The organism is Actinoplanes sp. NPDC004185 (genome assembly GCF_053603475.1).
On record NZ_JBSGFR010000011.1, the window covers coordinates 124,809 to 145,601 of the forward strand.

General features: G+C 73.3%; 21 protein-coding genes. 7 read left to right on the plus strand and 14 right to left on the minus strand.

The window, feature by feature from the left end; genetic code table 11:
- The first annotated feature begins 2 nt into the window (after positions 1–2).
- Positions 3–704: an alpha/beta fold hydrolase gene (locus tag ACWEOZ_RS13850; RefSeq protein ID WP_451911061.1), complete on the plus strand. Its 702-nt coding sequence runs from the start codon at positions 3–5 to the stop codon at positions 702–704.
- On the opposite strand, the gene ACWEOZ_RS13855 is transcribed toward ACWEOZ_RS13850, so the two are convergent.
- Together ACWEOZ_RS13855 and aroC are read right to left on the minus strand one after the other, a co-directional pair.
- Positions 675–1,187, minus strand: coding sequence for a shikimate kinase (locus tag ACWEOZ_RS13855; RefSeq protein ID WP_451911062.1), 513 nt, complete (start codon positions 1,185–1,187; stop codon positions 675–677). The two genes, ACWEOZ_RS13850 and ACWEOZ_RS13855, sit on opposite strands and share 30 nt — an antisense overlap.
- Positions 1,184–2,362 (minus strand): chorismate synthase, encoded by a 1,179-nt coding sequence (gene aroC / locus ACWEOZ_RS13860; protein ID WP_451911063.1) that lies wholly within the window; start codon positions 2,360–2,362, stop codon positions 1,184–1,186. Before aroC ends, ACWEOZ_RS13855 begins: the two co-directional genes overlap by 4 nt.
- Before the next feature lie 98 nt (positions 2,363–2,460).
- On the opposite strand from aroC, the gene ACWEOZ_RS13865 reads away from it, so the two are divergent.
- The gene (locus ACWEOZ_RS13865) at positions 2,461–3,681 is read left to right on the plus strand and encodes a multidrug effflux MFS transporter (protein ID WP_451911064.1); all 1,221 of its coding nucleotides are present in this window, start codon (positions 2,461–2,463) and stop codon (positions 3,679–3,681) included.
- A 5-nt stretch (positions 3,682–3,686) separates the two neighbouring features.
- On the opposite strand, the gene ACWEOZ_RS13870 is transcribed toward ACWEOZ_RS13865, so the two are convergent.
- From ACWEOZ_RS13870 to ACWEOZ_RS13900, 7 genes are all read right to left on the minus strand, one after another.
- The gene (locus ACWEOZ_RS13870) at positions 3,687–4,580 is read right to left on the minus strand and encodes a shikimate dehydrogenase (protein ID WP_451911065.1); all 894 of its coding nucleotides are present in this window, start codon (positions 4,578–4,580) and stop codon (positions 3,687–3,689) included.
- A 20-nt stretch (positions 4,581–4,600) separates the two neighbouring features.
- On the minus strand, positions 4,601–5,797 hold the full coding sequence (mltG, locus tag ACWEOZ_RS13875) for an endolytic transglycosylase MltG (protein WP_451911066.1): 1,197 nt from the start codon (positions 5,795–5,797) through the stop codon (positions 4,601–4,603).
- Complete coding sequence (ruvX, locus tag ACWEOZ_RS13880; RefSeq protein ID WP_360556172.1) at positions 5,794–6,255, minus strand: Holliday junction resolvase RuvX; 462 nt, start codon at positions 6,253–6,255, stop codon at positions 5,794–5,796. Before ruvX ends, mltG begins: the two co-directional genes overlap by 4 nt.
- Before the next feature lie 16 nt (positions 6,256–6,271).
- Positions 6,272–8,956, minus strand: a complete 2,685-nt coding sequence (gene alaS, locus ACWEOZ_RS13885; protein WP_451911067.1) for an alanine--tRNA ligase — start codon at positions 8,954–8,956, stop codon at positions 6,272–6,274.
- Entirely contained in the window at positions 8,953–9,246 is a 294-nt protein-coding gene (locus ACWEOZ_RS13890; protein WP_451911068.1) for a hypothetical protein, read from the minus strand. Before ACWEOZ_RS13890 ends, alaS begins: the two co-directional genes overlap by 4 nt.
- Before the next feature lie 40 nt (positions 9,247–9,286).
- Positions 9,287–9,751 carry a DUF948 domain-containing protein gene (locus tag ACWEOZ_RS13895; RefSeq protein ID WP_451911069.1) on the minus strand — a complete coding sequence of 155 codons (465 nt, stop codon included), beginning with the start codon at positions 9,749–9,751 and terminating at the stop codon, positions 9,287–9,289.
- A 75-nt stretch (positions 9,752–9,826) separates the two neighbouring features.
- Entirely contained in the window at positions 9,827–10,852 is a 1,026-nt protein-coding gene (locus ACWEOZ_RS13900; RefSeq protein WP_451911070.1) for a hypothetical protein, read from the minus strand.
- Between the two features lie 267 nt (positions 10,853–11,119).
- On the opposite strand from ACWEOZ_RS13900, the gene ACWEOZ_RS13905 reads away from it, so the two are divergent.
- From ACWEOZ_RS13905 to ACWEOZ_RS13915, 3 genes are all read left to right on the plus strand, one after another.
- Positions 11,120–11,296 carry a hypothetical protein gene (locus ACWEOZ_RS13905; protein WP_451911071.1) on the plus strand — a complete coding sequence of 59 codons (177 nt, stop codon included), beginning with the start codon at positions 11,120–11,122 and terminating at the stop codon, positions 11,294–11,296.
- Positions 11,297–11,476: 180 nt separating this feature from the next.
- Positions 11,477–12,190, plus strand: coding sequence for a hypothetical protein (locus ACWEOZ_RS13910; RefSeq protein ID WP_451911072.1), 714 nt, complete (start codon positions 11,477–11,479; stop codon positions 12,188–12,190).
- A 543-nt stretch (positions 12,191–12,733) separates the two neighbouring features.
- Complete coding sequence (locus ACWEOZ_RS13915; protein ID WP_451911073.1) at positions 12,734–13,642, plus strand: hypothetical protein; 909 nt, start codon at positions 12,734–12,736, stop codon at positions 13,640–13,642.
- A 1,052-nt stretch (positions 13,643–14,694) separates the two neighbouring features.
- Here the strand turns inward: ACWEOZ_RS13915 and ACWEOZ_RS13920 are convergent.
- The 4 genes from ACWEOZ_RS13920 to ACWEOZ_RS13935 form a co-directional block, all read right to left on the minus strand.
- Positions 14,695–16,179: a replication-associated recombination protein A gene (locus ACWEOZ_RS13920; protein ID WP_451911074.1), complete on the minus strand. Its 1,485-nt coding sequence runs from the start codon at positions 16,177–16,179 to the stop codon at positions 14,695–14,697.
- A gap of 75 nt (positions 16,180–16,254) precedes the next feature.
- Positions 16,255–16,473 (minus strand): hypothetical protein, encoded by a 219-nt coding sequence (locus ACWEOZ_RS13925; RefSeq protein ID WP_212992672.1) that lies wholly within the window; start codon positions 16,471–16,473, stop codon positions 16,255–16,257.
- Positions 16,474–16,525: 52 nt separating this feature from the next.
- Entirely contained in the window at positions 16,526–17,818 is a 1,293-nt protein-coding gene (locus tag ACWEOZ_RS13930; RefSeq protein ID WP_451911075.1) for an MFS transporter, read from the minus strand.
- Positions 17,815–18,390, minus strand: coding sequence for a helix-turn-helix domain-containing protein (locus tag ACWEOZ_RS13935; protein WP_451911076.1), 576 nt, complete (start codon positions 18,388–18,390; stop codon positions 17,815–17,817). Before ACWEOZ_RS13935 ends, ACWEOZ_RS13930 begins: the two co-directional genes overlap by 4 nt.
- A gap of 58 nt (positions 18,391–18,448) precedes the next feature.
- On the opposite strand from ACWEOZ_RS13935, the gene ACWEOZ_RS13940 reads away from it, so the two are divergent.
- Positions 18,449–18,928 carry a GNAT family N-acetyltransferase gene (locus ACWEOZ_RS13940; protein ID WP_451911077.1) on the plus strand — a complete coding sequence of 160 codons (480 nt, stop codon included), beginning with the start codon at positions 18,449–18,451 and terminating at the stop codon, positions 18,926–18,928.
- Here the strand turns inward: ACWEOZ_RS13940 and ACWEOZ_RS13945 are convergent.
- On the minus strand, positions 18,912–19,595 hold the full coding sequence (locus ACWEOZ_RS13945) for a hypothetical protein (RefSeq protein WP_451911078.1): 684 nt from the start codon (positions 19,593–19,595) through the stop codon (positions 18,912–18,914). The two genes, ACWEOZ_RS13940 and ACWEOZ_RS13945, sit on opposite strands and share 17 nt — an antisense overlap.
- Before the next feature lie 54 nt (positions 19,596–19,649).
- On the opposite strand from ACWEOZ_RS13945, the gene ACWEOZ_RS13950 reads away from it, so the two are divergent.
- Positions 19,650–20,675 (plus strand): questin oxidase family protein, encoded by a 1,026-nt coding sequence (locus ACWEOZ_RS13950; RefSeq protein ID WP_451911079.1) that lies wholly within the window; start codon positions 19,650–19,652, stop codon positions 20,673–20,675.
- Positions 20,676–20,793: the final 118 nt, after the last annotated feature.

Below are 20,793 nucleotides of genomic sequence, written 5' to 3' on the forward strand. Positions count from 1 at the left end.
GCATGACGACATACGTTCTGGTTTCCGGACTGTGGCTCGGCGGATGGGCCTGGCACGACGTGACGGCGGCGCTGCGCGGCAGCGGGCACGAGGTCTTCCCGCTGACGTTGACCGGCGTCGCCGACCGCTCCCATCTGCTCGGTCCCGGCGTTGATCTGGACACCCACATCGAGGACATCGTCCGGCTGGTCGAGACCGAGGACCTGCGGGACGTGGTGCTGGTCGGGCACAGCTACGGCGGGATGCCGGTGAGTGCCGCGGCGCTGCGGTTGCGGGAGCGGATCGCCCGGGTGGTCTATGTGGACAGCGGGCCGCTGCCGGAGGGCACCACCCAGCAGTCGATGTCCGGGGAGCCGGCCGGCCCGGGTGACGCGGTGCCGCCCCGCGAGTGGGACGCCGACGCCGACCCGGTGCTGCTGGCCGGGCTGGACGAGGCGGCGTTGACGCTGCTGCATACGAGGAGCACACCGCACCCCCGCGCCTCGGTGGAGCAGCCGCTCGGCGCCCGGGCCACCTCCCTGGATCTGCCGACCACGCTGGTCGCCTGCACGTTCCCGGAGGAGCAGATCAAGGAGATGATGGCCGCCGGCCATCCGTTCTTCGCCGGTCTCACCGAGGCCGAGGTCGTGATGCTGCCCACCGGCCACTGGCCGATGCTGAGCCAGCCGGCCGCGCTAGCCCGGATTCTTGAGCAGCGCGGCTAGCTCGGCGGCGATCTCCTCGGGGCTGCGGCCGTCGGTCGCGATCGTGTGGGTGGCCACCGACGCGTAGAGCGGGCGGCGCTGCTCCATCAGGTATTTCAGGGTCGCCCGCGGGTTCACCGACAGCAGCGGGCGGCCCGCGCCCAGCCCGACCCGCTTGACCGCGTCGGACAGCTCCACCGAGAGGAACACCACGGTGTGCTCCCGCAGCGACTCGCGGGTGCCGTCGTGCAGGATCGCGCCACCGCCGAGGGCGAGCACGCCGGGGAACGAGCCGAGCGCCTCGGCGATCGTCGTGCGTTCCAGGGCCCGGAAGGCGTCCTCGCCGTCGTCGAAGAAGATCTCCGGGATCGGCTTGCCGGCGCGCTCCTCGATCAGGTGGTCGGTGTCGGCGAAGTCCACGCCGAGCAGCGCGGCCACCGCCTGCCCGACCGTGGTCTTGCCCGCGCCGGGCGGACCGACGATCACCGCGGCCGGTGCGGTCACCGGATCAGCAGACTGTCGAGGTAGCCGGCCAGGTTGCGGCGGATCTCGGCGACCGAGTCGCCGCCGAACTTCTCCGTCGCGGCCTCGGCCAGCACCAGCGCGACCATGGCCTCGGCCACCACCGCGCCGGCCGGCACCGCGCACACGTCGGAACGCTGGTTGATCGCCGTGGTGGCCTCGCCGGTGACCACGTCGACCGTCTGCAGGGCGCGGTTCAGCGAGGAGATCGGCTTCAGCGCGGCGCGGACCCGCAGATTCTCGCCGTTGGTGATGCCGCCCTCCAGGCCGCCGGCCCGGTCGGTGATCCGCTTGACGCCGTCCGCGGTCGGGATGATCTCGTCGTGCGCGACCGAGCCGCGCGAGCGGGCCTGGGTGAACCCGTCGCCGATCTCCACGCCCTTGACCGACTGGATGGACATCAGGGCGGTGGCCAGCCGGGCGTCCAGCTTGCGGTCCCACTGCACATGCGACCCCAGACCCGGGGGTACGGCCCAGGCCAGCACTTCCACGATGCCGCCGAGGGTGTCCGCGTCCTTCTTCGCCGCGTCGACCTCGGCCACCATCCGGGCGCTGGCCTCCGGGTCGAGGCAGCGCAACGGGTCGGCGTCGATCCGGGCCGCGTCGTCGGGCGTGGGGATCAGGCCGGCCTTGGCCGCGACCGAACCCAGCTCGATCACGTGCGAGACGATGTCGATGCCCAGCGCCTGCTTGACCAGTGCCTTGGCGACCACGCCGACAGCCACCCGGGCCGCGGTCTCGCGGGCGCTGGCGCGTTCCAGGATCGGCCGGGCGTCGGTGTGGCCGTACTTCTGCATGCCGGCCAGGTCGGCGTGGCCCGGCCGGGGCCGGGTCAGCGGCGCGTTGCGGGCCTGGGCGGCGAGCTCCTCGGGGTCGACCGGGTCGGCGGCCATCACGGTGCGCCACTTGGGCCACTCCGAGTTGCCGATCCGGATCGCCACCGGGCTGCCGAGGGTGACCCCGTGGCGGATGCCGCCGATGATCTCGATCTCGTCCTGCTCGAACGCCATCCGCGCGCCCCGGCCGTAGCCGAGACGGCGGCGCGCGAGGTCGCGGCCGATGTCCTCGCTCGTCACCCGCACACCGGCGGGCACCCCTTCGAGAAGGGCGACGAGCGCCGGGCCGTGGGATTCACCTGCGGTAAGCCAGCGCAACACGGGTCACAGTCTGGCACGCCGTCGTCGCTGGCCGCCGCGCCGGGCATCCCTGTCCCGCCTGCCGGACCACGGGCCGGCCGCGGAGCTATCGTCCGGTGGTGTCGTCCCAGCCCACCACGCCGGTAGTCCGGCCCGTCCCGGTCGTCCACGGGCCCCTGCTCGTCGTCATGCTCGGGCTCATCACCGCGATCGGCCCGCTGTCGCTGGACATGTACCTGCCCGCGTTCCCGGCGCTGTCGCGGGACCTCGGGGTGGCCGATGCACAGGTGCAGCTGTCGCTGACCACGTGCCTGATCGGGCTGGCGGTCGGGCAGCTGGTCTGCGGCCCGCTCAGTGACCGCTGGGGACGGCGCCGGCCGCTGATCATCGGCGTCGGCGCGTACGCGATCTTCTCGTTCCTGTGCGCACTCGCCCCGACCGCGCCGATCCTGGCCGGGGTCCGCCTGGCCGAGGGCATCGCGGGCGGCGTCGGGGTGGTGGTGGCCCGGGCGATCGTGCGGGACCTGTACGCCGGGGTCGCCGCCGCGAAGTTCTTCTCCCGGCTGACGCTCATCTTCGGCGTGGCCCCGATCGCCGCACCGAGCCTGGGCAGCGCGGTCCTGAAGGTGACCTCGTGGCACGGCATCTTCGTCGCCCTCGGCGTCATCGCGACGCTGCTCACGGCCCTCGTCGGCTGGCGCATGCCGGAGACGCTGCCACCGGAGCGACGCAGCCCCGGCGGCCTGGCCGACACCGCCCGGACGGCCCGCACGCTCTTCGCCGACCGGTTCTACCTCGGGTACGCGCTGGCCCAGGCGTTCGCGTTCGCCGCGCTGTTCAGCTACATCTCCGGCTCGTCGTTCGTGCTCCAGGACGGCTACGGCGTCTCCCCCACGGTGTTCAGCCTGCTGTTCGGCCTGAACGCCTGCGGACTGATCGTGCTCAGCCAGGCCAACGGGCGGCTGCTGGACCGGTACGCGCCCCGCCGGCTGCTGCTGGTCACGCTGCTGGTGCAGGTGGTGGCGGGCGGCATTGTGCTGACCGCCGCCCTGCTGGGCAGCCTGGCGGCGCTGATCGCGGGGCTGTTCGTGCTGGTCGGCACCATCGGCATGATCACCCCGAACGGGACCGCACTGGCCCTGGACCGGCACCCCGAACGAGCCGGTACGGCAGCCGCACTCCTCGGCGGCATCCAGTCGGTGATCGCGGCAGTGGCCGCGCCGCTGGTCGGCTTCGGTGACCCGGGGCGCGGCATCCCGATGGCACTGGCGATCGTCAGCTTCGCGCTCGTGGCGCTGCTGTCGGTGCTGACCCTGACCTGGTCGCGGCGGGCGGCCTGAGCGGCTCAGCGGACGGCGGAGGCCGCCGTCAGGGCGGCCCGCATCGCCGCCTCCGGTGCCGGGCGCACACCGGTGAACTGCTCGAACTGGCCGAGCGCCTGGGCCAGCAGCAGGTCGAGGCCGGACACCACCGGGACCCCGTGCTGAGCGGCCGCGGCGGCCAGCGGGGTCGGCCACGGGTCGTAGATCGCGTCGAACAGCACGGTGCCGGGGCGCCACTTCACGGCGGTCGCCAGCGCGTCGGCCGCACCCTTGGGCACGGTCGAGATCACCGCGTCGGCGTCGAAGGCGGCCGGGGCGTCGGCCCATTCCACGCCGGTGATGGTCACGCCCAGGGCGGCCGCGGCGGGGGCCAGCTCGTCGCGGGCTTCGGGACGCCGGGTCACCACGGTGACGTCAGTGGCGCCGAGCTGGGCCGCGGCGGCCAGGGCGGCCCGGGCCGTTCCGCCGCCCCCGAGCACCGTGACGCTGGGGCCGGACGTGTGGCCTGCGTGGAAGCCCGGGGCGCTGGACACCGTGCCGCTGGGGCCGGGCGCGAGGCCCGCGTCGGCGAGGACGCGGACCATGCCCGGGACGTCGGTGTTGTCGGCGAACCAGGTGCCGTCGGGACGCCGTACCAGGGTGTTGGCCGCGCCGATCGCGGTCGCGACCGGCGACGCCGCCGCGGCCAGCGTCAGTGCGACCTCTTTGAGCGGCATGGTCAGCGACAGCCCGGCCCACTCCGGGCCGAGGCCGGCCACCAGGCCGGGCAGCTCGGCCTCGGCGCACTCGATCGCCGTGTAGGCCCAGGTCAGCAGGCCCGCGGCGGCGAAGCCGGCGGTGTGGATGACCGGGGACAGGGAGTGCCCGATCGGTTTCCCGCAGACGGCGGCTCGCCGGACGCGCTCAGTGGATTGCACAGGCACAGATTAGGGGACCGTCAGAGGACGCCGTTCTTCTTGGCGGTCTCGATGTTCTTCTCGTGCTGGGGGTAGCTGTTGGTGAACGCCGAGTGGCCCTGCTTGTCGATCGCCACGAAGTACAGCCAGTTGCCCTTCGGCGGCGCGAGGGCGGCCTGCAGCGCGGCCTTGCCCGGGTTGTTGATCGGCGTCGGCGTGAGCCCGTCCTTGCCGTGCAGACGGTACGGGTTCTTCGTGTCGTACAGCTCTTTGTCGGTCATCTTGCCGGACGGCTTCGTCGGCCGGCCGGTGAGCTGGTAGTAGTAGTTGATCCCGACGTCGAACTCCAGGCACTTGCAGTGGAAGTCGTCGCCGTAGAGCCGGTTGTAGGCCACCCGGGCGACCTTGCCGAAGTCCTCGGTGTTGCCGGCCTCGGCCTGGGCCAGCGACGCCACCGTCAGCACCTCGTACGGGCTGATGTTGCGCTGGGTCTCGGCCTGCTTCACGAAGTCCACCTCGTTGGCGACGTTCATGAAGTGCTCGACCATGAGGGTCAGGTATTCCGCCGCGGTGCCCTTCGGGGGGAACTCGTACGTGTCCGGGAAGAGGAAGCCTTCGATCGACTTCGTCTTCTTCTGCCCGTCGGTGCGGTTGAACCAGAACGCCGGGACGCCGAGCGCCTCCGGGTCCTTGGCCGCGGCCTTGAAATCGGCCGCTTTGAGCCCGGTCGCCTTGGCCAGGATGTCGTAGACCTGGTTGGCGGTCTTGCCCTCGGGAATGGTGATGCCGTTGGTGACCCGGCTCTTGGGATCGAGCATCAGGGTCACGGCCTGGGCGGCCGCCATCTGCTTGCGCAGGTTGTACGTGCCGGACTGGATGTTCTTGCCCTTGGGGTTGGCGTCCGCGGCCTCGGTGAAGGCAGCTGTGCTCTTGACCACATCGGCGTCGTACAGCACGTTGCCGATCTCGGTCAGCGACGCGTCCTTGGGGATCTTGACCTGCACCGGGTCGGTGCCGGGGCCGTCGTAGTCGGCCGCCGTGAAGAAACCCTTGATCTTCGAGTAGCCCAGGTATCCGCCGACGCCGAGCACGCCCAGCAGGATGAACACCATGAGGAAGGCGACCGCGGACTTACCGCCCTTGCCGCCGCCGCCCTTCGAACCGCGGAACCCCCGCCGGTGGCGAGGTCTGCCCTTCTCCGCCTGCTCGTCGAACGCCAGGTCCAGCTCGTCGATCATCTTGTCTGCCTCCGCTGCGCGTCCAGCCAGCTCTGCAGGATCTCCACCGCGGCCGCCTGATCGACGACCGCCCGTTGCCGCTTGCCCCGTACGCCACGTTCGGCCAGCCTACGGGTTGCGACCACGGTCGACATCCTCTCGTCCGCCAGGACGATCGGAACGGAGCCTACCGCCCGTTCCAGTCGCCCAGCGTACGCACGTATGTCGATGGCGGCAGGCCCCTCCTCGCCGTTGAGGCGCACAGGGAGGCCCACCACGATCTGCACCACCTCGTGCTCCCCCACGAGGCGGACGAGCTGAGCAATGTCGCCGGGGACGGCGTCGGGCGCCGCACCCATGTCACGGGGCACCGTGACCAGGGGGGTGGCCAGGATCCCGTCAGGGTCACTGAGTGCGACCCCGACGCGGACCTTACCCACATCCACACCCAGCCGCCTACCCCGTGGCAACGGCAACATGTCGACGGCCTCCCTCTCAGGCGGCGTCGCCGACCGCCTTCTCCACCGCTGCGAGCAAGACATTCACCTGGTCAGCGGGCACCCCGCCGCCCTGGGCGAGGTCGGCGTTGCCGCCACCCCGGCCGGAGAGCGCGCCCTTGACCAGATCGGCCGCGGACAGACCACGACTCTTCGCCGTGGCGTTGATCGCTACGATGAGTGACGCCTTGCCGTTGGACCGGGCCGCGACCGCGACCACCGCCGGACGACCGGCGTCGATCTTGCCGCGGATCTCCTGGGCCAGGGTACGCACGTCGTTGGTCGCCGCACCCTCGGGTGCCTCGGTCCCGACGTACGCCACGCCCCGCAGATCACGGGCCTGCGCCGCCAGCGCACCGGCCCCACCGAGCACCAGCTGCGCGCGCATCTTCTCGAGCTCCTTCTCGGCGTCGCGCAGGGCCGTCACGGTCTGCTCGACCCGGTCGGCGACCTGGTCGCCGGGCACCCGGAACAGCTCCGCGAGCCGCGCGACGAGCAGGTGCTCCTTGGCCAGGAAGCCGAACGCGTCGATGCCGACGAGCGCCTCGACCCGGCGGACGCCGGAACCGATCGACGACTCGTTGAGGATCTTCACCAGGCCCAGCTGACCCGAGCGGGCCACGTGCGTGCCGCCGCAGAGTTCACGCGCGTAGTCGCCGACTTCAACCACTCGGACCTCGTCGCCGTACTTCTCCCCGAACAGGGCCATCGCGCCGAGCCGGCGCGCCTCCTCCTGCGAGGTGACGAACGCATGCACTTCCAGGTCACGCAGCAGCACCTCGTTGACCTGCTGCTCGACGTCGTGCAGCACCGCGGGCGAGACGGCCCCGGGGGTGTTGAAGTCGAAGCGCAGCCGGCCCGGAGCGTTCAGCGAACCCGCCTGGGTCGCCGACTCGCCGAGGAACGCCCGCATGGTCTGGTGGATCAGGTGGGTCGCCGTGTGCGACCGCGAGATCGCCTTGCGGCGGGTCACGTCGATCTCGGCGAAGCCCGCCTCACCCGCGCGCACCTCACCGCGAACGACCCGCGCCTTGTGCACGATCAGGCCGGGCAGCGGCTGCTGCACGTCGACGACCTCGACCTGCCCGCCCCCGACGTTGATCAGGCCGGTGTCGGCCTGCTGGCCACCGCCCTCGGCGTAGAACGGGGTGGTGTCGAGCACCAGCTCGACATAGTCACCCTCGTTCGCCGCCGCGACACTGGCGCCGCCGTCGCCGAGCAGCGCACGCACCCGCGACTCCCGGGAGACCTCCGCGTAGCCGGTGAACTGCACCGGTCCGCCGTTCTCGAGCACCGTGCGGTACGCCGACAGGTCCGCGTGGCCCGTCTTGCGCGCGGCCGCGTCCGCCTTCGCGCGGGACCGCTGGTCGGCCATCAACCGGCGGAAGCCGTCCTGGTCGACGTCGAGGCCCTGCTCGGCCGCGATCTCCAGGGTCAGGTCGATCGGGAAGCCGTACGTGTCGTGCAGCTGGAACGCCTGCGAACCGCTGAGCTTCGCGCCGCCGGACTTCTTGGTCTCGGTGATCGCCGTGTCGAGGATCGTCGTGCCCGCGCGCAGCGTGGACAGGAACGCCTCCTCCTCCGCGTACGCGTACGTGGAGATCCGGCCGAACTCCTCCGCCAGCTCCGGGTACGACGGCGCCATGCAGTCGCGCGCCACCGGCAGCAGCTCGGGGAACGTGGCCCCCTGCCAGCCGAGCAGGCGCATGGCCCGGATCGCCCGGCGCATGATGCGGCGCAGCACGTAACCGCGGCCCTCGTTGGACGGGGTGACCCCGTCGCCGATCAGCATCAGCGCGGTACGGACGTGGTCGGCGATCACGCGCAGCCGGACGTCGTCGGGGTGCGACAGGCCGGCCTCGTGACCGGAGTGCGCGCCGTACACCTTGCCGGACAGCTCGGCCGCCCGGGCCAGGATCGGCTTGACCTCGTCGATCTCGTACAGGTTGTCGACGCCCTGCAGGATGGACGCGACCCGCTCCAGCCCCATGCCGGTGTCGATGTTCTTCTTGGGGAGATCGCTGACGATCGTGAAGTTCTCCTTGCTCTTCACGTCGGTGATCTCGTACTGCATGAAGACGAGGTTCCAGTACTCCATGTACCGGTCCTCGTCGACCTCCGGGCCGCCCTCCTTGCCGTACTCGGGGCCACGGTCGTAGAAGAGCTCCGAGCAGGTGCCACCCGGGCCGGGGATACCCATGTGCCACCAGTTGTCCTTCTTGCCCCGGCGCACGATCCGCTCGGCGGGCACGCCGGTCGCGCGCCACATCTCGAACGCCTCGTCGTCGTCGAGGTAGACGGTCGGCCAGATGCGCTCCGGGTCCAGCCCGAAGCCGCCCTTCTCGACCGGGTTGGTGGACAGCTCCCAGGCCAGCCGGATGGCCTCGGCCTTGAAATAGTCACCGAAGGAGAAGTTGCCGTTCATCTGGAAGAACGTGCCGTGCCGGCTGGTCTTGCCGACCTCGTCGATGTCGGGCGTCCGGATGCACTTCTGCACGCTCACGGCCCGCTGGTACGGCGGGGTGCGCTGGCCGAGGAAGAACGGCACGAACTGGACCATGCCGGCGTTGATGAACAGCAGGTTCGGGTCGTCGATGGCCGGCAGCGGGGCACTCGGCACGACCGTGTGCCCGTTCGCCTCGAAGTGCGCCAGGAAGCGCCGCTTGATCTCCGCCGTCTTCATCGCTGGTCCTCACTCGCATGCCGCCCCTGCGTGCCGTCACGCAGCTCGGCGAATTGGTCGTCGTAGAGCTCACCCGCGGCGAAGGCCTGGTGGATCTCCTGCTCGCGCTCGGCCATCCCCTCGCGGACGTCATCCACGAAGCTACGCAGCGACTCGACCAGACCGCCAGCGGATTGCGACAGGGAGGTGGCGATGCCGGTGGGGGTGAACTCGTTGGCCTTACGGGTGACCTTGCGCACGACGATGGCGCCGACGGCCAGGCCGACACCCAGCCAGAGCAGCCGCTTCATGGCGGTGTTTCCTTCCGAGCTAGAAAAGCTGGTGAGATGGTCAGCGGGCCGCGCGGGCGGCCTTGCGGCGCTGCTTGAGGGAGACGCGGACCTCGCGCTCGTCCTCGGCGTGCCGGCGGGCGGCGGCGGCCTTGCGCAGGCCGTAGCCGAACGACGCCACCTTGATCAACGGGTTCGCGGCGGCGGCGGACACGACGGTGGCGAGGTTGGCCACGCTGGCCGTGACGTTCTGCGCGTGCTCGGTCATCGTGTCGACCTTGGCCAGCTGCACGTTGACACCGTCCAAAGAGACCTGGACCTGGCCCAGCGCGGTGTTCACGTTGCTGACCGTGTCGGTGACGTTGCCGAGCAGCGGCCCGGTCCGGTCGTTCAGGTCGTTGATCGCCTGGGTGGCGGCGTCGACCGTGTGGCGCAGCTTGAGAATCGGCACGGCGAGCACCAGCACGAGCATCAAAAACGCGCCCGCCGCGATCAGGCCTGCGATTTCTCCGGCGGTAACGTCCATCTACGCGTCTCCTCTACTCACGTGCCTCACAGTGGGACAACGTGCAGACCCTACCGTCAGTGACCGGTGGACGCTTCACGACGCCGTCGGTGTCGGCTCCAGCAGGGGATCAGGAGTGAGAACAGGGTCGGGCGTCTCGCCGATTAAGGACGGATCCACGGCCGGCTGCGGCTTGCCCCGCTGGTCGGTGACGGCGTTCTGCACCTTGATGCTCACGGTCGAACCGGTGCACTTGTCCGGGTCGGGAGTGGGCACCAGCCCGTCCGGCCCGACCGAGGGCTGAGTGGCCGGATCCTGGGCGGCGACGGCGTCGACAGCGCACTCGGGCAGCCGCACCCACAGGTCCAGAGTGAACTCGTCCCTGGTCCAGCAGGTGTACTTGCCGGAGGTCGTGGGCTGATCGGAGCACTCCCCGCTCCGGGCCTTCCAGCCGGCCCCGGTCAGCGCGGCGGCGTAGGCCCTGTCGGTCTCCTCGAACGGCCGCTCGGACTGCGCGGTCCGCTCCCGGAACCGGCAGTCGAAGAAACACCAGATGCTGCCGCTGGTCCGGTCGTCGACCTGCTTGTCGGCCCAGGCGGGCACGCTGAGCGCATCGAGCGAGTTGAACACGGGGTCACGCGTCGCGGACCGGATCCCGAACAGCAGCGGAAGCAGCCCGAGCACCACGACGCTGAGCGTGACCAGGGTGATGACCCGCAGCCGCCGCTCGGTGCGCAGCCGGGTGCGCAACTCGGCACCCTTGCCGAGCAGGCCACCGGGAGACTCACGCTCGTCGTCGGCCGAGCTCTCACCCGCATCGGGTACGCCGCCGGCGCCGACAACCGCAACCCGCCCGGGCGGCGTGACGGTGCCGGTCCCCCGCCCCGCCACGGCGACCTGTCCGGTCCCCCGTACGGGTGACACCTCGGCCTTGCCCCGGCCGGGTGCTTCGGCAGCACCAGGACCGGGCACCTCCGCAGCGCCACGACCGGGCACCTCGGCAGCGCCACGACCGGGCACCTTGGCAGCGCCGCGGCCGGGCACGCCTGCTGCGGCGCGACCGGTCACCTCAGCGGTGCCACGGCCGGGCACTTCGGCCGCGGCCCGGACGTCGCCGGGCACCTCAGCGGCACCGCGACCGGGTACCGCGGCGGCTCCGCGTCCGGGGGTGCCCGGGGTGCCTTCCGGCGGGTCTGATGGAGCCCGGGCCGGCACTTCGCCGGTGCCGCGCCCGCGGGGTGCGTCGACGGCGGCCCGGCCGGGCAGGACCTCCGCGGCGCCACGGCTCTGCGGGAGCTCGGGGGTGCCGCGGCCCGGCGTGGCCGAACCTGTGGCGCGACCTGGCGTGGCCGGGCCTGCGCCCGGTCCCGGCGTTACCGGGCCTGAGCCATGGCCGGGTGTGACCTGGCCTGGTGTGACCTGGCCTGGTGTGACCTGGCCTGGTGTGACCTGGCCTGGTGTTACCGGGCCCGTACCCCGGCCCGGCGTGACCGGACTTGCGCCTCGGCCCGGCGTGACCGGGCCGGTGCCGTGGCCCGGCGTGACCGGGCCGGCGCCATGGCCTGATGTGACAGGGCCGGTGGCGCGGCTTGGCGTGACCGCGCCTCGGCCCGGCGTGACGGGGGCCGGACCTGGGGGCACAGCAGCGGCGCCGCGGCCGGGCAGCACCGGACCGGTCCCGCGCGCGGGGCGGCCGGGATCGTCCAGGCTGTTCGGGCGGGCGCCCGTGCCGGTGCGCTCGTCGCCGTGCGGCCCGGCGAGGCCGCTCGGCTGGGCGGGACTGCCGAGGCCACCAGGTTGTCCAGCGCCGGGACGGCCGCCCGGCCGATCCGCGCCGCCGAGATGACCGGGCGCGCCGGGGTGATCAGGGGCGCCGGATTGACCGGCACCGCCGGACTGACCCGGATGGCCCGGCTGCCGCAGACCGCCAGGCTGACCGGCACCGCCGGGCTGACCCGGATGGCCGGGCTGCCGCGGACCGCCGGACTGACCGGGACCACCGGCTTGACCGGCACCGCCGGACTGACCCGGATGACCGGGCTGCCGCGGACCGCCAGGCTGACCGGCACCGCCGGGCTGACCCGGATGGCCGGGCTGCCGAGGACCGCCGGGCTGGTTCAGAGCGCCGGGCAGGCCGCTGGGCAGGCCGGGGCCGGAGAGACCGTGAGCCGGGCCGCCCGGTGCCGGGCTGCCCGGGCGGATCGGCAGCCCGCTCGGTTCGGCGGGGCTCACCGGGCTGGGGTTGCGACCCGGACGGGCCGGGGCGTTCGGCTGGCCCGGCCCGCCGTGGCCGGGTGCGGCGCGGCCCGGGCCGCGAACGACACCGGTGCTGTGCTGGCCGCTCTCCACCGGGCCGGAGAAGGCCCCGGGACCGCCCGGCTGACCGGGACCCGTCGGCTGCCCGGGAGCGCCGGCGAGGCCGCTGGGCTGCTGGTCGGGGGCGACACGGCCGCCCGGTGACCGGCCGGGTACGGCACGGCCGGCACCCGGCTGACCGGGAGCCGGCGGCTGGACACGTCCGGGCACCGGCGGGCGGGTGCCCTGCTGACCCGGTCCGGGACGTCCGGCACCGGGCTGCGCACGGCCGCCCGCTGCGGTCCCCGGCGCACCTCGGCCGGGCTGACCGGCAGCCGGCGACCCGGGAACCGGCGCACCGGGGACCTGCGGGCCTGCTCCCGGCTGGCCGGGAACGGGACGCTGACCGGGCCGGGGAACCCGTCCGGTGCCGCGGCCCGCCGCGCGGGCGGCCGCCTCACCGGCGCGGGCGATCTGCCCGGTCGTACCGATCACACCGGACGTGCTTCCGGCCATCGCCCCGGCGCGGCCGGGGACAGCTGGAGTGCGCACGCCCTCACGGCCGGGCACGACGGGCGGTACGACCGCTGACGCGCGGACCGGCCCGGTGGTGGAACCGGGTCCGCCACGGGCGGTGGGGGCGGCCGGGCCGGGGGCGCCGCGTCGGCCGATCGGTCCTGTTCCGGGCTCGTCGGGGTCCGGGGCGCCGTGCTGGCCACCGGCGCGGCCGGTCGGCGGGATCGCGCCGGTGTGGTGGCCGAGGCGGTCGCCGGACTGCTGTCCGGGGTCGGGACGACCGTGGCGGCCGCCGCCGTCCGCCGGGCTGGTGTCCGGCCGGGCATGGGCTGCCGAGCCGGCGTTGCGGGCGCCGAAGGAATGGCCGTCGGCACCGGGTACCGCGGACACCGGACGGCTCGACCCACCCGCCTGCCGGCTGGGGCGGCCACCGGTGGCGAAGCCTCCGACCTCGTCGGGCGCGGCGTGGCCCCCGCGAGCGGGACCGGCCTGCTCCGGCGGGGCATACCCGGCGCGGGCGGGACCCGGCTGGTCCGGGGCCGCGTGACCCGCACGACCGGGACCGAACTGGTCCGGCGCGGCATGGCCGCCCCGGACAGAGGCATCCGGCTCGTCGGCCCGGGCCCGCCGACCCCGGGGTACGAAGCCCGACTGGTCCCCGCCGGGCACGAAGCCCGACTGGTCCCCACCAGGCGCGAAACCCGGCTGGTCAGGCTGTCCGGGATCGGCCGGACGACCGCCGGGATCCTGGTGCCGGGCAGCACGGCTCGCGGGCGACACCGGACCAGCCGGCAACGGCCCGGCCGCAGCAGGCGGCGGCACAGCAGCAGCACGACGACCACCAGCCGGCTCGCCAGCAGCAGGGGGCACGGCGGCACGACGACCACCAGCCGCTGGCCCACCCTCGGCGGGCGGCACAACAGCACGACGACCACCAGCAGCCGGCCCACCAGCAACGGGAGGCACAGCGGCACGGCGACCACCGGCAGCCGGCCCACCAACAGCGGGCGGCACAGCAGCACGACGACCGCCGGCAGGCGGCACAGCGGGCGATCCGGTAGACCCCGGCGCGGCGGGCGAGCCGGGCCAGCCCGGCGGTGAAGCGGGCGAGGTCGGACGAACCCCGGGCACCGCCGGAGCGTTACCCGAGGCCGGAACGGCTGAGGTGGGACTGACCGCCGGGAAGGAGCCGGACGGGTTCGGATCGATCCGTCCGCTCAGCTGCCCGGCGTCCATCTGCCGACGTCCGTGACCGGGAGGCGGCGCAGCACCGGGCTCGGGAGCCGCGGGAGCCGCGCGCCGCCCGGGCGGGCGGATGCCGGGCTCGCTGCGATCGATGGGGGCGTGCCGTCCGGTGGGCTCGCCCGGAACGCTGTCGTGGCGCGCTCCGGCCGGGCCCTGTCCGGGGACGCCTTGCCCGGGTGCCGCCTGCCAGCCACGGGTCGCGTGCTCGCCCGAGCCGGCCTGCCAGCCACCGGTCGTGTGCTCACCCGAGCCGGCCTGCCACGCCGGCGGCTGGTCGCCGCGGACCGGGGAGGCCGGTGCTGCCGGAGTGCCGTATCCCGGACCGGACCGTGGCCCGGCCGGGGACCCCGGCACCACCGGAGAGCGCGGTCCCGCCGGAACCCCGGACCCAGGACGGGAACCGGGAGCAGAACCCGGAACAGAACCAGCACCCGGACGGGAACCGGGAGCAGAACCAGCACCCGGCCGAGGACCGGGAGCAGAACCAGGGACGGGACCAGCACCAGCGCCGGGAGCCGAACCCGGAACCGGACCAGCACCGGAACGGGCGCCGGGAGCAGCGCGAGGACCTGAGCGAGGCGCCGCGGGCGAACCCGGAGCGGCAGCGGAACGCGGACCAGCCGGCGACATGGGCGCCGCCGGGAAGGCGGAGTCGTCCACCGGGTCGTCCGGTCCGGGCGCCCGGCGGCCACTCTTGCTCGTGCGGCCCTCTCCCGCCGACGTGCCGGGGCCGATCGCCGAGCGGTCCTCCTTGGCGCTGCGCAGGTCGTCGAGCCAGCCGGTCTCCTCGCGGGGCACCTCGACGGGCTCGACCGGCTCCGGCCGGCCGCGGCCGAACAGGCGGCGGCTGCGACCGGCTTGTTCGCGCTGGTCGGCGTCGTCGTCGGGCCTCTCGGCACCGCGCCTGCTCACGGCTGGTCCTCTCCGGCGGCCGGGCCGCTGTCGTCCACCTTCGGCCCGTCGCCGGACGGGCCGTTCGAGCTGCCCGCGCCGGGTGGCGTGGGCCGGGGGTCCGCGGCCGGGCCACGGACGATTCTGCGCAGGCGGGGCAACCGCTCGCCGACTGCGCGTTCCGCGCCGTGGTCGGTCGGGCGGTAGTAGTCCGCGCCGATCAGATCATCCGGCACATACTGCTGCCTAACAACACCCTTGGGGTCGTCGTGTGGATACCGGTAGCCCTTGCCGTGACCAAGGCCACGTGAGCCCGGGTAGTGCGCGTCGCGCAGGGCAGGGGGGACGGCGCCGCCGCGGCCGGCCCGGACGTCGGCCAGGGCTTCGCCCAGGGCGGTGGTCACGGCGTTCGATTTCGGGGCGGTGGCCAGGTGGACCACGGCCTGGGCCAGGTTGAGCTGGGCCTCGGGCAGGCCGACCGACTGCACGGCCTGGGCCGCGGCCGTCGCGATCAGCAGCGCCTGGGGGTCGGCCATGCCGACGTCCTCGCTGGCGAAGATCACGATGCGCCGGGCGATGAACCGTGGGTCCTCGCCGGCGACCAGCATCCGGGCCAGCCAGTGCAGGGCGGCGTCCGGGTCGGAGCCGCGCATGCTCTTGATGAACGCGCTGATCACGTCGTAGTGGGCGTCGCCGTCGCGGTCGTAGCGGACCGCGGCCACGTCGACGGCCTGCTCGGCGGTGGCCAGGTCGATCTCGGTGGCGCCCTGGGCGGCGGCGGAACCGGCCGCGGCCTCCAGCGCCGTCAGGGCCTTGCGGACGTCGCCGCCGGCCAGCCGTACCAGATGCTCCTCGGCCTCGTCGGTGAGCGTGACCGCGCCGCCCAGGCCGCGGGGGTCGGTGACCGCGCGGCGGACGAGCTGCCGCACGTCGTCGTCGCCCAGCGCCTGGAGGGTGAGCAGCACGCAGCGCGACAGCAGCGGGGAGATCACCGAGAAGTACGGGTTTTCGGTGGTGGCCGCGAGCAGGGTCACGGTGCGGTCCTCGACCGCGGCGAGCAGCGAGTCCTGCTGGGTCTTGCTGAAGCGGTGCACCTCGTCGATGAACAGCACGGTCGGAGGGCCGCCGGCGCGGCGTTCGCGGCGGGCGGTGTCGATGACCGCGCGCACGTCCTTGACCCCGGCGGTCAGTGCCGACATGGCCACGAACTTGCGGTCGGTGGCCCCGGCGACGAGGTGCGCGATGGTGGTCTTGCCGGTGCCCGGCGGACCCCACAGGATGACCGACATCGGCGTGGTGCCGGTGACGAGCTGGCGCAGCGGGGCCCCGGGAGCGAGCAGGTGCTGCTGACCGACGAGCTCGTCGATGCTCGCCGGGCGCATCCGCACGGGCAGCGGGGAGTCCTCGGACCAGGTGGTGAAGCCGGCGGACGCCGCACCGGCCGGTGGCGCGGTGCGGACACCACCCGGCTCGGTCAGCGGAAAGAGTCCGTCGAATTCCATCGGCAACGACAGTACCGGCCCGCCCTCGTGTGCCGGAAATGCACCGAAGGCGGGCCGTATGCCGAAATCAGCGGATCAGCCGCGGCCAGGGCGACGGCCACGGAAGCTGCGGCCGCTGCCGCTGCTCGTGTTGCGCGGGCCGCTGCCCACGCCGGCCAGGTACAGCGACAGCAGGAGCAGACCCAGCGAGGCCATGGTCGAGAAGTTGAACAGGTCGGGAGCGCCGAGGTTGGTGTCGAAGAGATCGAGCAGCAGCCAGATGCCGAAGACGATCGCGGCGGCGATAGCAAGCATGGGTTCCTCCGGGGGGATGAGAGCACTTGTCGTGCTACTACCCCGGTGCTGGTCACGAGTAAACTCCACCGTGGATCACCGGATCCGGCGTCGGGGCATCCACCGGCGTCACGGTCGCCTCCGAGCCGCGGGCGACCAGGTAGAGCGGCGCCGCCACCGCCAGGACCGCCGCACCGACCAGCAGGGACATCCGCAGGTCGGCGGCCGACGCCACGGCGGTCAGTGTGACCAGGCCCAGCGCACCGGCGGGCTGGCTCACCATCGAGTTCAGCGACAGCAGACTGGCCCGGTACGGCCCGTCGACCTGACGGTGCAACAGCCCGTTGTGCACCGGGTTCGCCGCCCCGTGCACGGTGTAACAGACCAGGTACGCCGCGATCACTCCCACCGGCCCGGCGAACAGAGCCATCCCGACCACCGTCACGCCCTGCAGGATCCGCAGCACGAAGCCGGTCCACGGCGCTCCGATGCGGCGGGCCAGCAGCGGGATCAGCGCCGCGCCGAGGGCCGACGCCAGCCAGCCCACCGAGCCGACCGGCCCCATCAGCGCCGACGCCCGGCCCGGGTCGCCGACGACCTCGGCCAGCCGGACCGGCATCAGGCTCTCGAACGCCACCATGCCGAAGCCCCAGAAGAGCTCCACCGCCACCAGCGCCGCGATGACCCGGGAGCGCCGCAGCAGGCTCAGCGCGCCACTGATCGCGGCCGGCACCCCACGCACGGACCGGGCCAGCGCGGCGAACCCGCGGCCCGGGCGGCGCTCGGTCATCAGCAGCGCCACCGCCGCCAGCGACACGAGCTGCAGGCCGAGAGCGACGTAGACCGGCAGGCTCAGCGCTCCGCCCGGCACGGTCGGGCCGACGGCGACCAGACCTCCGGTGAGCAGAGCACCCGCGGCGACGGCGACGCCCAGGACCACCCCGCTGCGGCTCAGGCCCGTCTCGATGTCGGCCTGCGCGTCGGCGGCCAGCGCGTGGTCGACGTACCAGGCCTCCAGCGGGCCGCTGTCCAGGGCGCGGTAGAGGCCCTGCAACAGGTAGAAGATCATGAACATCAGTACCGAGTCGGCCACCGTGAGCAGCGACAGGGCGGTGATCTCGATGGCGCCGGCCAGCAGCAGCACCGGTCGCCGGCCGATCGCGTCGGACAGACCTCCGGTCGGCAGCTCCAGCAGCAGGACGGCCAGTCCCTGCAGGGCGGCCGCGGAGCCGTACTGGGCGAGGCTGAGGCCACGGTCCAGCGGGAGCAGCACGGTGACCGGGATCATCAGGCCGACCGGGAGCCAGCGCAGGGCCAGCAGCCACAGGAAACGACGCCGCGCCTGCACTGCCGTCAGCGCTTTCACGCCGGGTCCTCGATCCTCGGCACGGCATACAGATAGAGGAGAACCTGCCGGGCGTCCGGCGCCGGATCGCTCTCGCTACGGGCGCGATAGCGCTCGATGACCGTGTCGAGCTCGGCGGTGAGCGCGCTGAGCTGCTCGCTGCCCAGGCTCAGGATGTAGTCGGAGAAGCCGGCGGCGGTCCGCCAGGCCGGCGGCTCGGCCGGCCGGGCCCGCTGCCAGCTCTCGGCCCGGGCGACCAGGCGCTGCAGGCCGTAGCTGTCGAGCCAGTCGGAGGCGGCGGTCGCGTCGGGGTCCCCCGCGAACGCGTCGCGCTGCCAGCTGCTCACGTCGTGGGCGGCCCGCCACCAGCGCTCGCGGCCGCGGCCGGCGCTCTCGTCCTCGACGACCAGCCCGACGTCGGCCAGCTGGCGCAGGTGGTAGCTGGTGGCGCCGGTGTTGGTGCCGAGCGCCTCGGCGAGCCGGGTGGCGGTGGCCGCCCCGTCCAGCCGTAGCCGGCCCAGCAGCCGCGAGCGCAACGGGTGGGCGAGGACCCGGATCTGCTTGCCGTCGAGGTGGACCTGAGTGCGCTCCATGACTTGCACAATACTTGTGCACAGAAATTGTGCAAGCCTTCGTGTCAGAATGGCGGCCATGATCGAGGTCCGGCGCGCCGGCGTGGCGGATGCCGCCGAGCTCCTGCGTCTGCGCAGCGTGATGATGGATTCGGTCCGTCCCGGCGGCGGCGACCCGCAGGCCTGGATCGGGCCCGGTGTCGCGGTCGTGCGCCGGCTGCTCGATCCGGGCAACGACACCATGGCCGCGTTCGTGGTGGACAAGCCGGACGGCCCGGGGCTCGCGGCCTGCGTCGTGGGCACGATCGATCAGCGGCTGCCGGGCCCGAACGACCCGACCGGGCTGCGCGGGTACGTGCTCAACGTCGCGACCGACCCCGCGTACCGCCGCCGGGGTTTCTCCCGGGCCTGCATGACCGCCCTGCTCGCCTGGTACGAGCAGCGCGGCATCGGGGCGATCGACCTGCGCGCCTCGGCGGAGGGCGAGCCGCTCTACGCCTCGCTCGGCTTCGTGCGCAACCGCGACCCGGGCATGCGCCTGTTCATCCCAGCGCGTTGACCGCCTTGGCGACCACCAGGGCCGCGGTGACCAGCGAGATCGCCGACTGCAGCATCATGGTCAGCTTGGCCCAGCGCGACAGCGGCAGCGTGTCCGTCGGGCTGAAGGCGGTCGCGTTGGTGAACGCCAGATACAGGTAGTCGGCGAACTGCGGCCGCCAGTCCTTGGGCGCCATGTCCGGAGTGGTCATCTGCGGGAAGAGAAAATCCGGGTACGGGTCGGTGCCGGCCGCCCGTTCCAGTGCCCCGCCGCGGTCCAGCTCCCAGTACCAGACCGCGAAGGTCAGCACGTTGATCAGCCAGATCGAGGCGCCGCTGCGCAGCAGGTCCGCCGCACTGCCGGTGTCGGCGCCGCCGGCGATGTCGGTGACCAGCCGCACGACCGACCAGGCCGTGCCCAGGCTGGCCACGGCGATCAGGCCCAGGCTCAGCCGGCGCAGCATGGGGGTCCGGCGCTCCAGCCGGCCCGGGTTCGCGGCCACCAGCGCGCCGACGACGACCACCTCGACGGCCGGCAGCACCCACCACGCGCCCATGCTGTACCGCTCGGGCAGGGTCAGCTGCAGGGCGATCATCACGGCGATGGCCAGGGCGAACGGCCAGCGCTGCTCGCCGCGGCTGAGCCGGCGCCAGAACGGCCGTGCGTCCAGATCCTCCTCGAAACCCACCGGCCCATCATGGCCCCTTGACCTCAACCGAGGTTCAACCCGCACGCTGCGACGATGACCGGAATTCTCGACGAGGCCCTGCGGCGGCTGCACACCACCGGGCCCGAACACGACGGCTGGCTGTCCAACCACGGCCCGATGGCGGCCGAGGCGCTGGTCCACCACGGGCACGCCGACCAGGTGCACCGGTGGCTGGACACCTACGAGCGACGGCTGGTGGAGGTGCCGCGGGGCATCGCACCGATCGCCGCGGACGAGTGGCGGGAACCGCTCGGTGACCCGGTGCGCACAGGCGACTGGCTGGCGTTCTTCGACCGGGCGGTGCGTGCCGAGCCGTGGCCGGACGTGCTGGCGCTCTGGTGGCCGCGGCTGCTGCCCGGCGTCGCCGCGGGGGCGACGCACGGGGTGATCAGGGTCGGGCACGCGGTGCGGGCGCTGCGCGAGCAGGAGACCCCGGCGCGGGTGGCCGAGCTGGGGCAGGGGCTGGCGTACTGGGCGGCGCGGTGGCAGCCGCTGGCGCCGGCCGGGCGGGGGCCGTACCGGAGCTCGGATCCGCGGGCGGCGCTCGATGCCGTACCGCGGGTGCCGGACCAGCGCTCCGGCATCCGGTCCCGGCTGGCCCAGCTCGCCGACCTGCCGGGCTGGCCGGCCGCGGTCGGGGCCGTGCCCGGCCCGGACCAGGACACCGTCGAGGACCGGCTGGCCGGGATAGTCACGGCGGCGGTGCGCCTGCACACCACCCACGGGTACGGGAACCCGGTGCTGCTCGTGCACGCGGCAACGGCACCGCTGGCCGTACTGCGGACTCTGCCGGCGCTGCCGGTCGCGCTGCACGGGCCGAGCCTCGCGGCGGCGTGGGCGGCCACCGCCGCGGTGACGGCCGCCTACGCTCCCCCGGCCGCTCGCGCTTTCACACCGGGTGCCGGTGATGCGCCGGCCGTGCTGCGGCAGGCCACCGAGTCCGGTGACGCGCACGCCATCAAGTTCGCCGACGCGGCGATCGAGATGTGGCAGCGCGATCCGGATCCGGTGCTGCTGGCCGCGTCCCGGCACGCCACGGAACTGATCCTGAACGAATGACGGTAATTGCCGGCAGTCCTTGTGCAGAAATACGGCCGGCGGTTCGGCGCGCGCGGTTCTCCTGGCATTCCGCGACTTCGCTGGACAAGATTTTCCGGAGCACTAGAGTGGTCGCTGC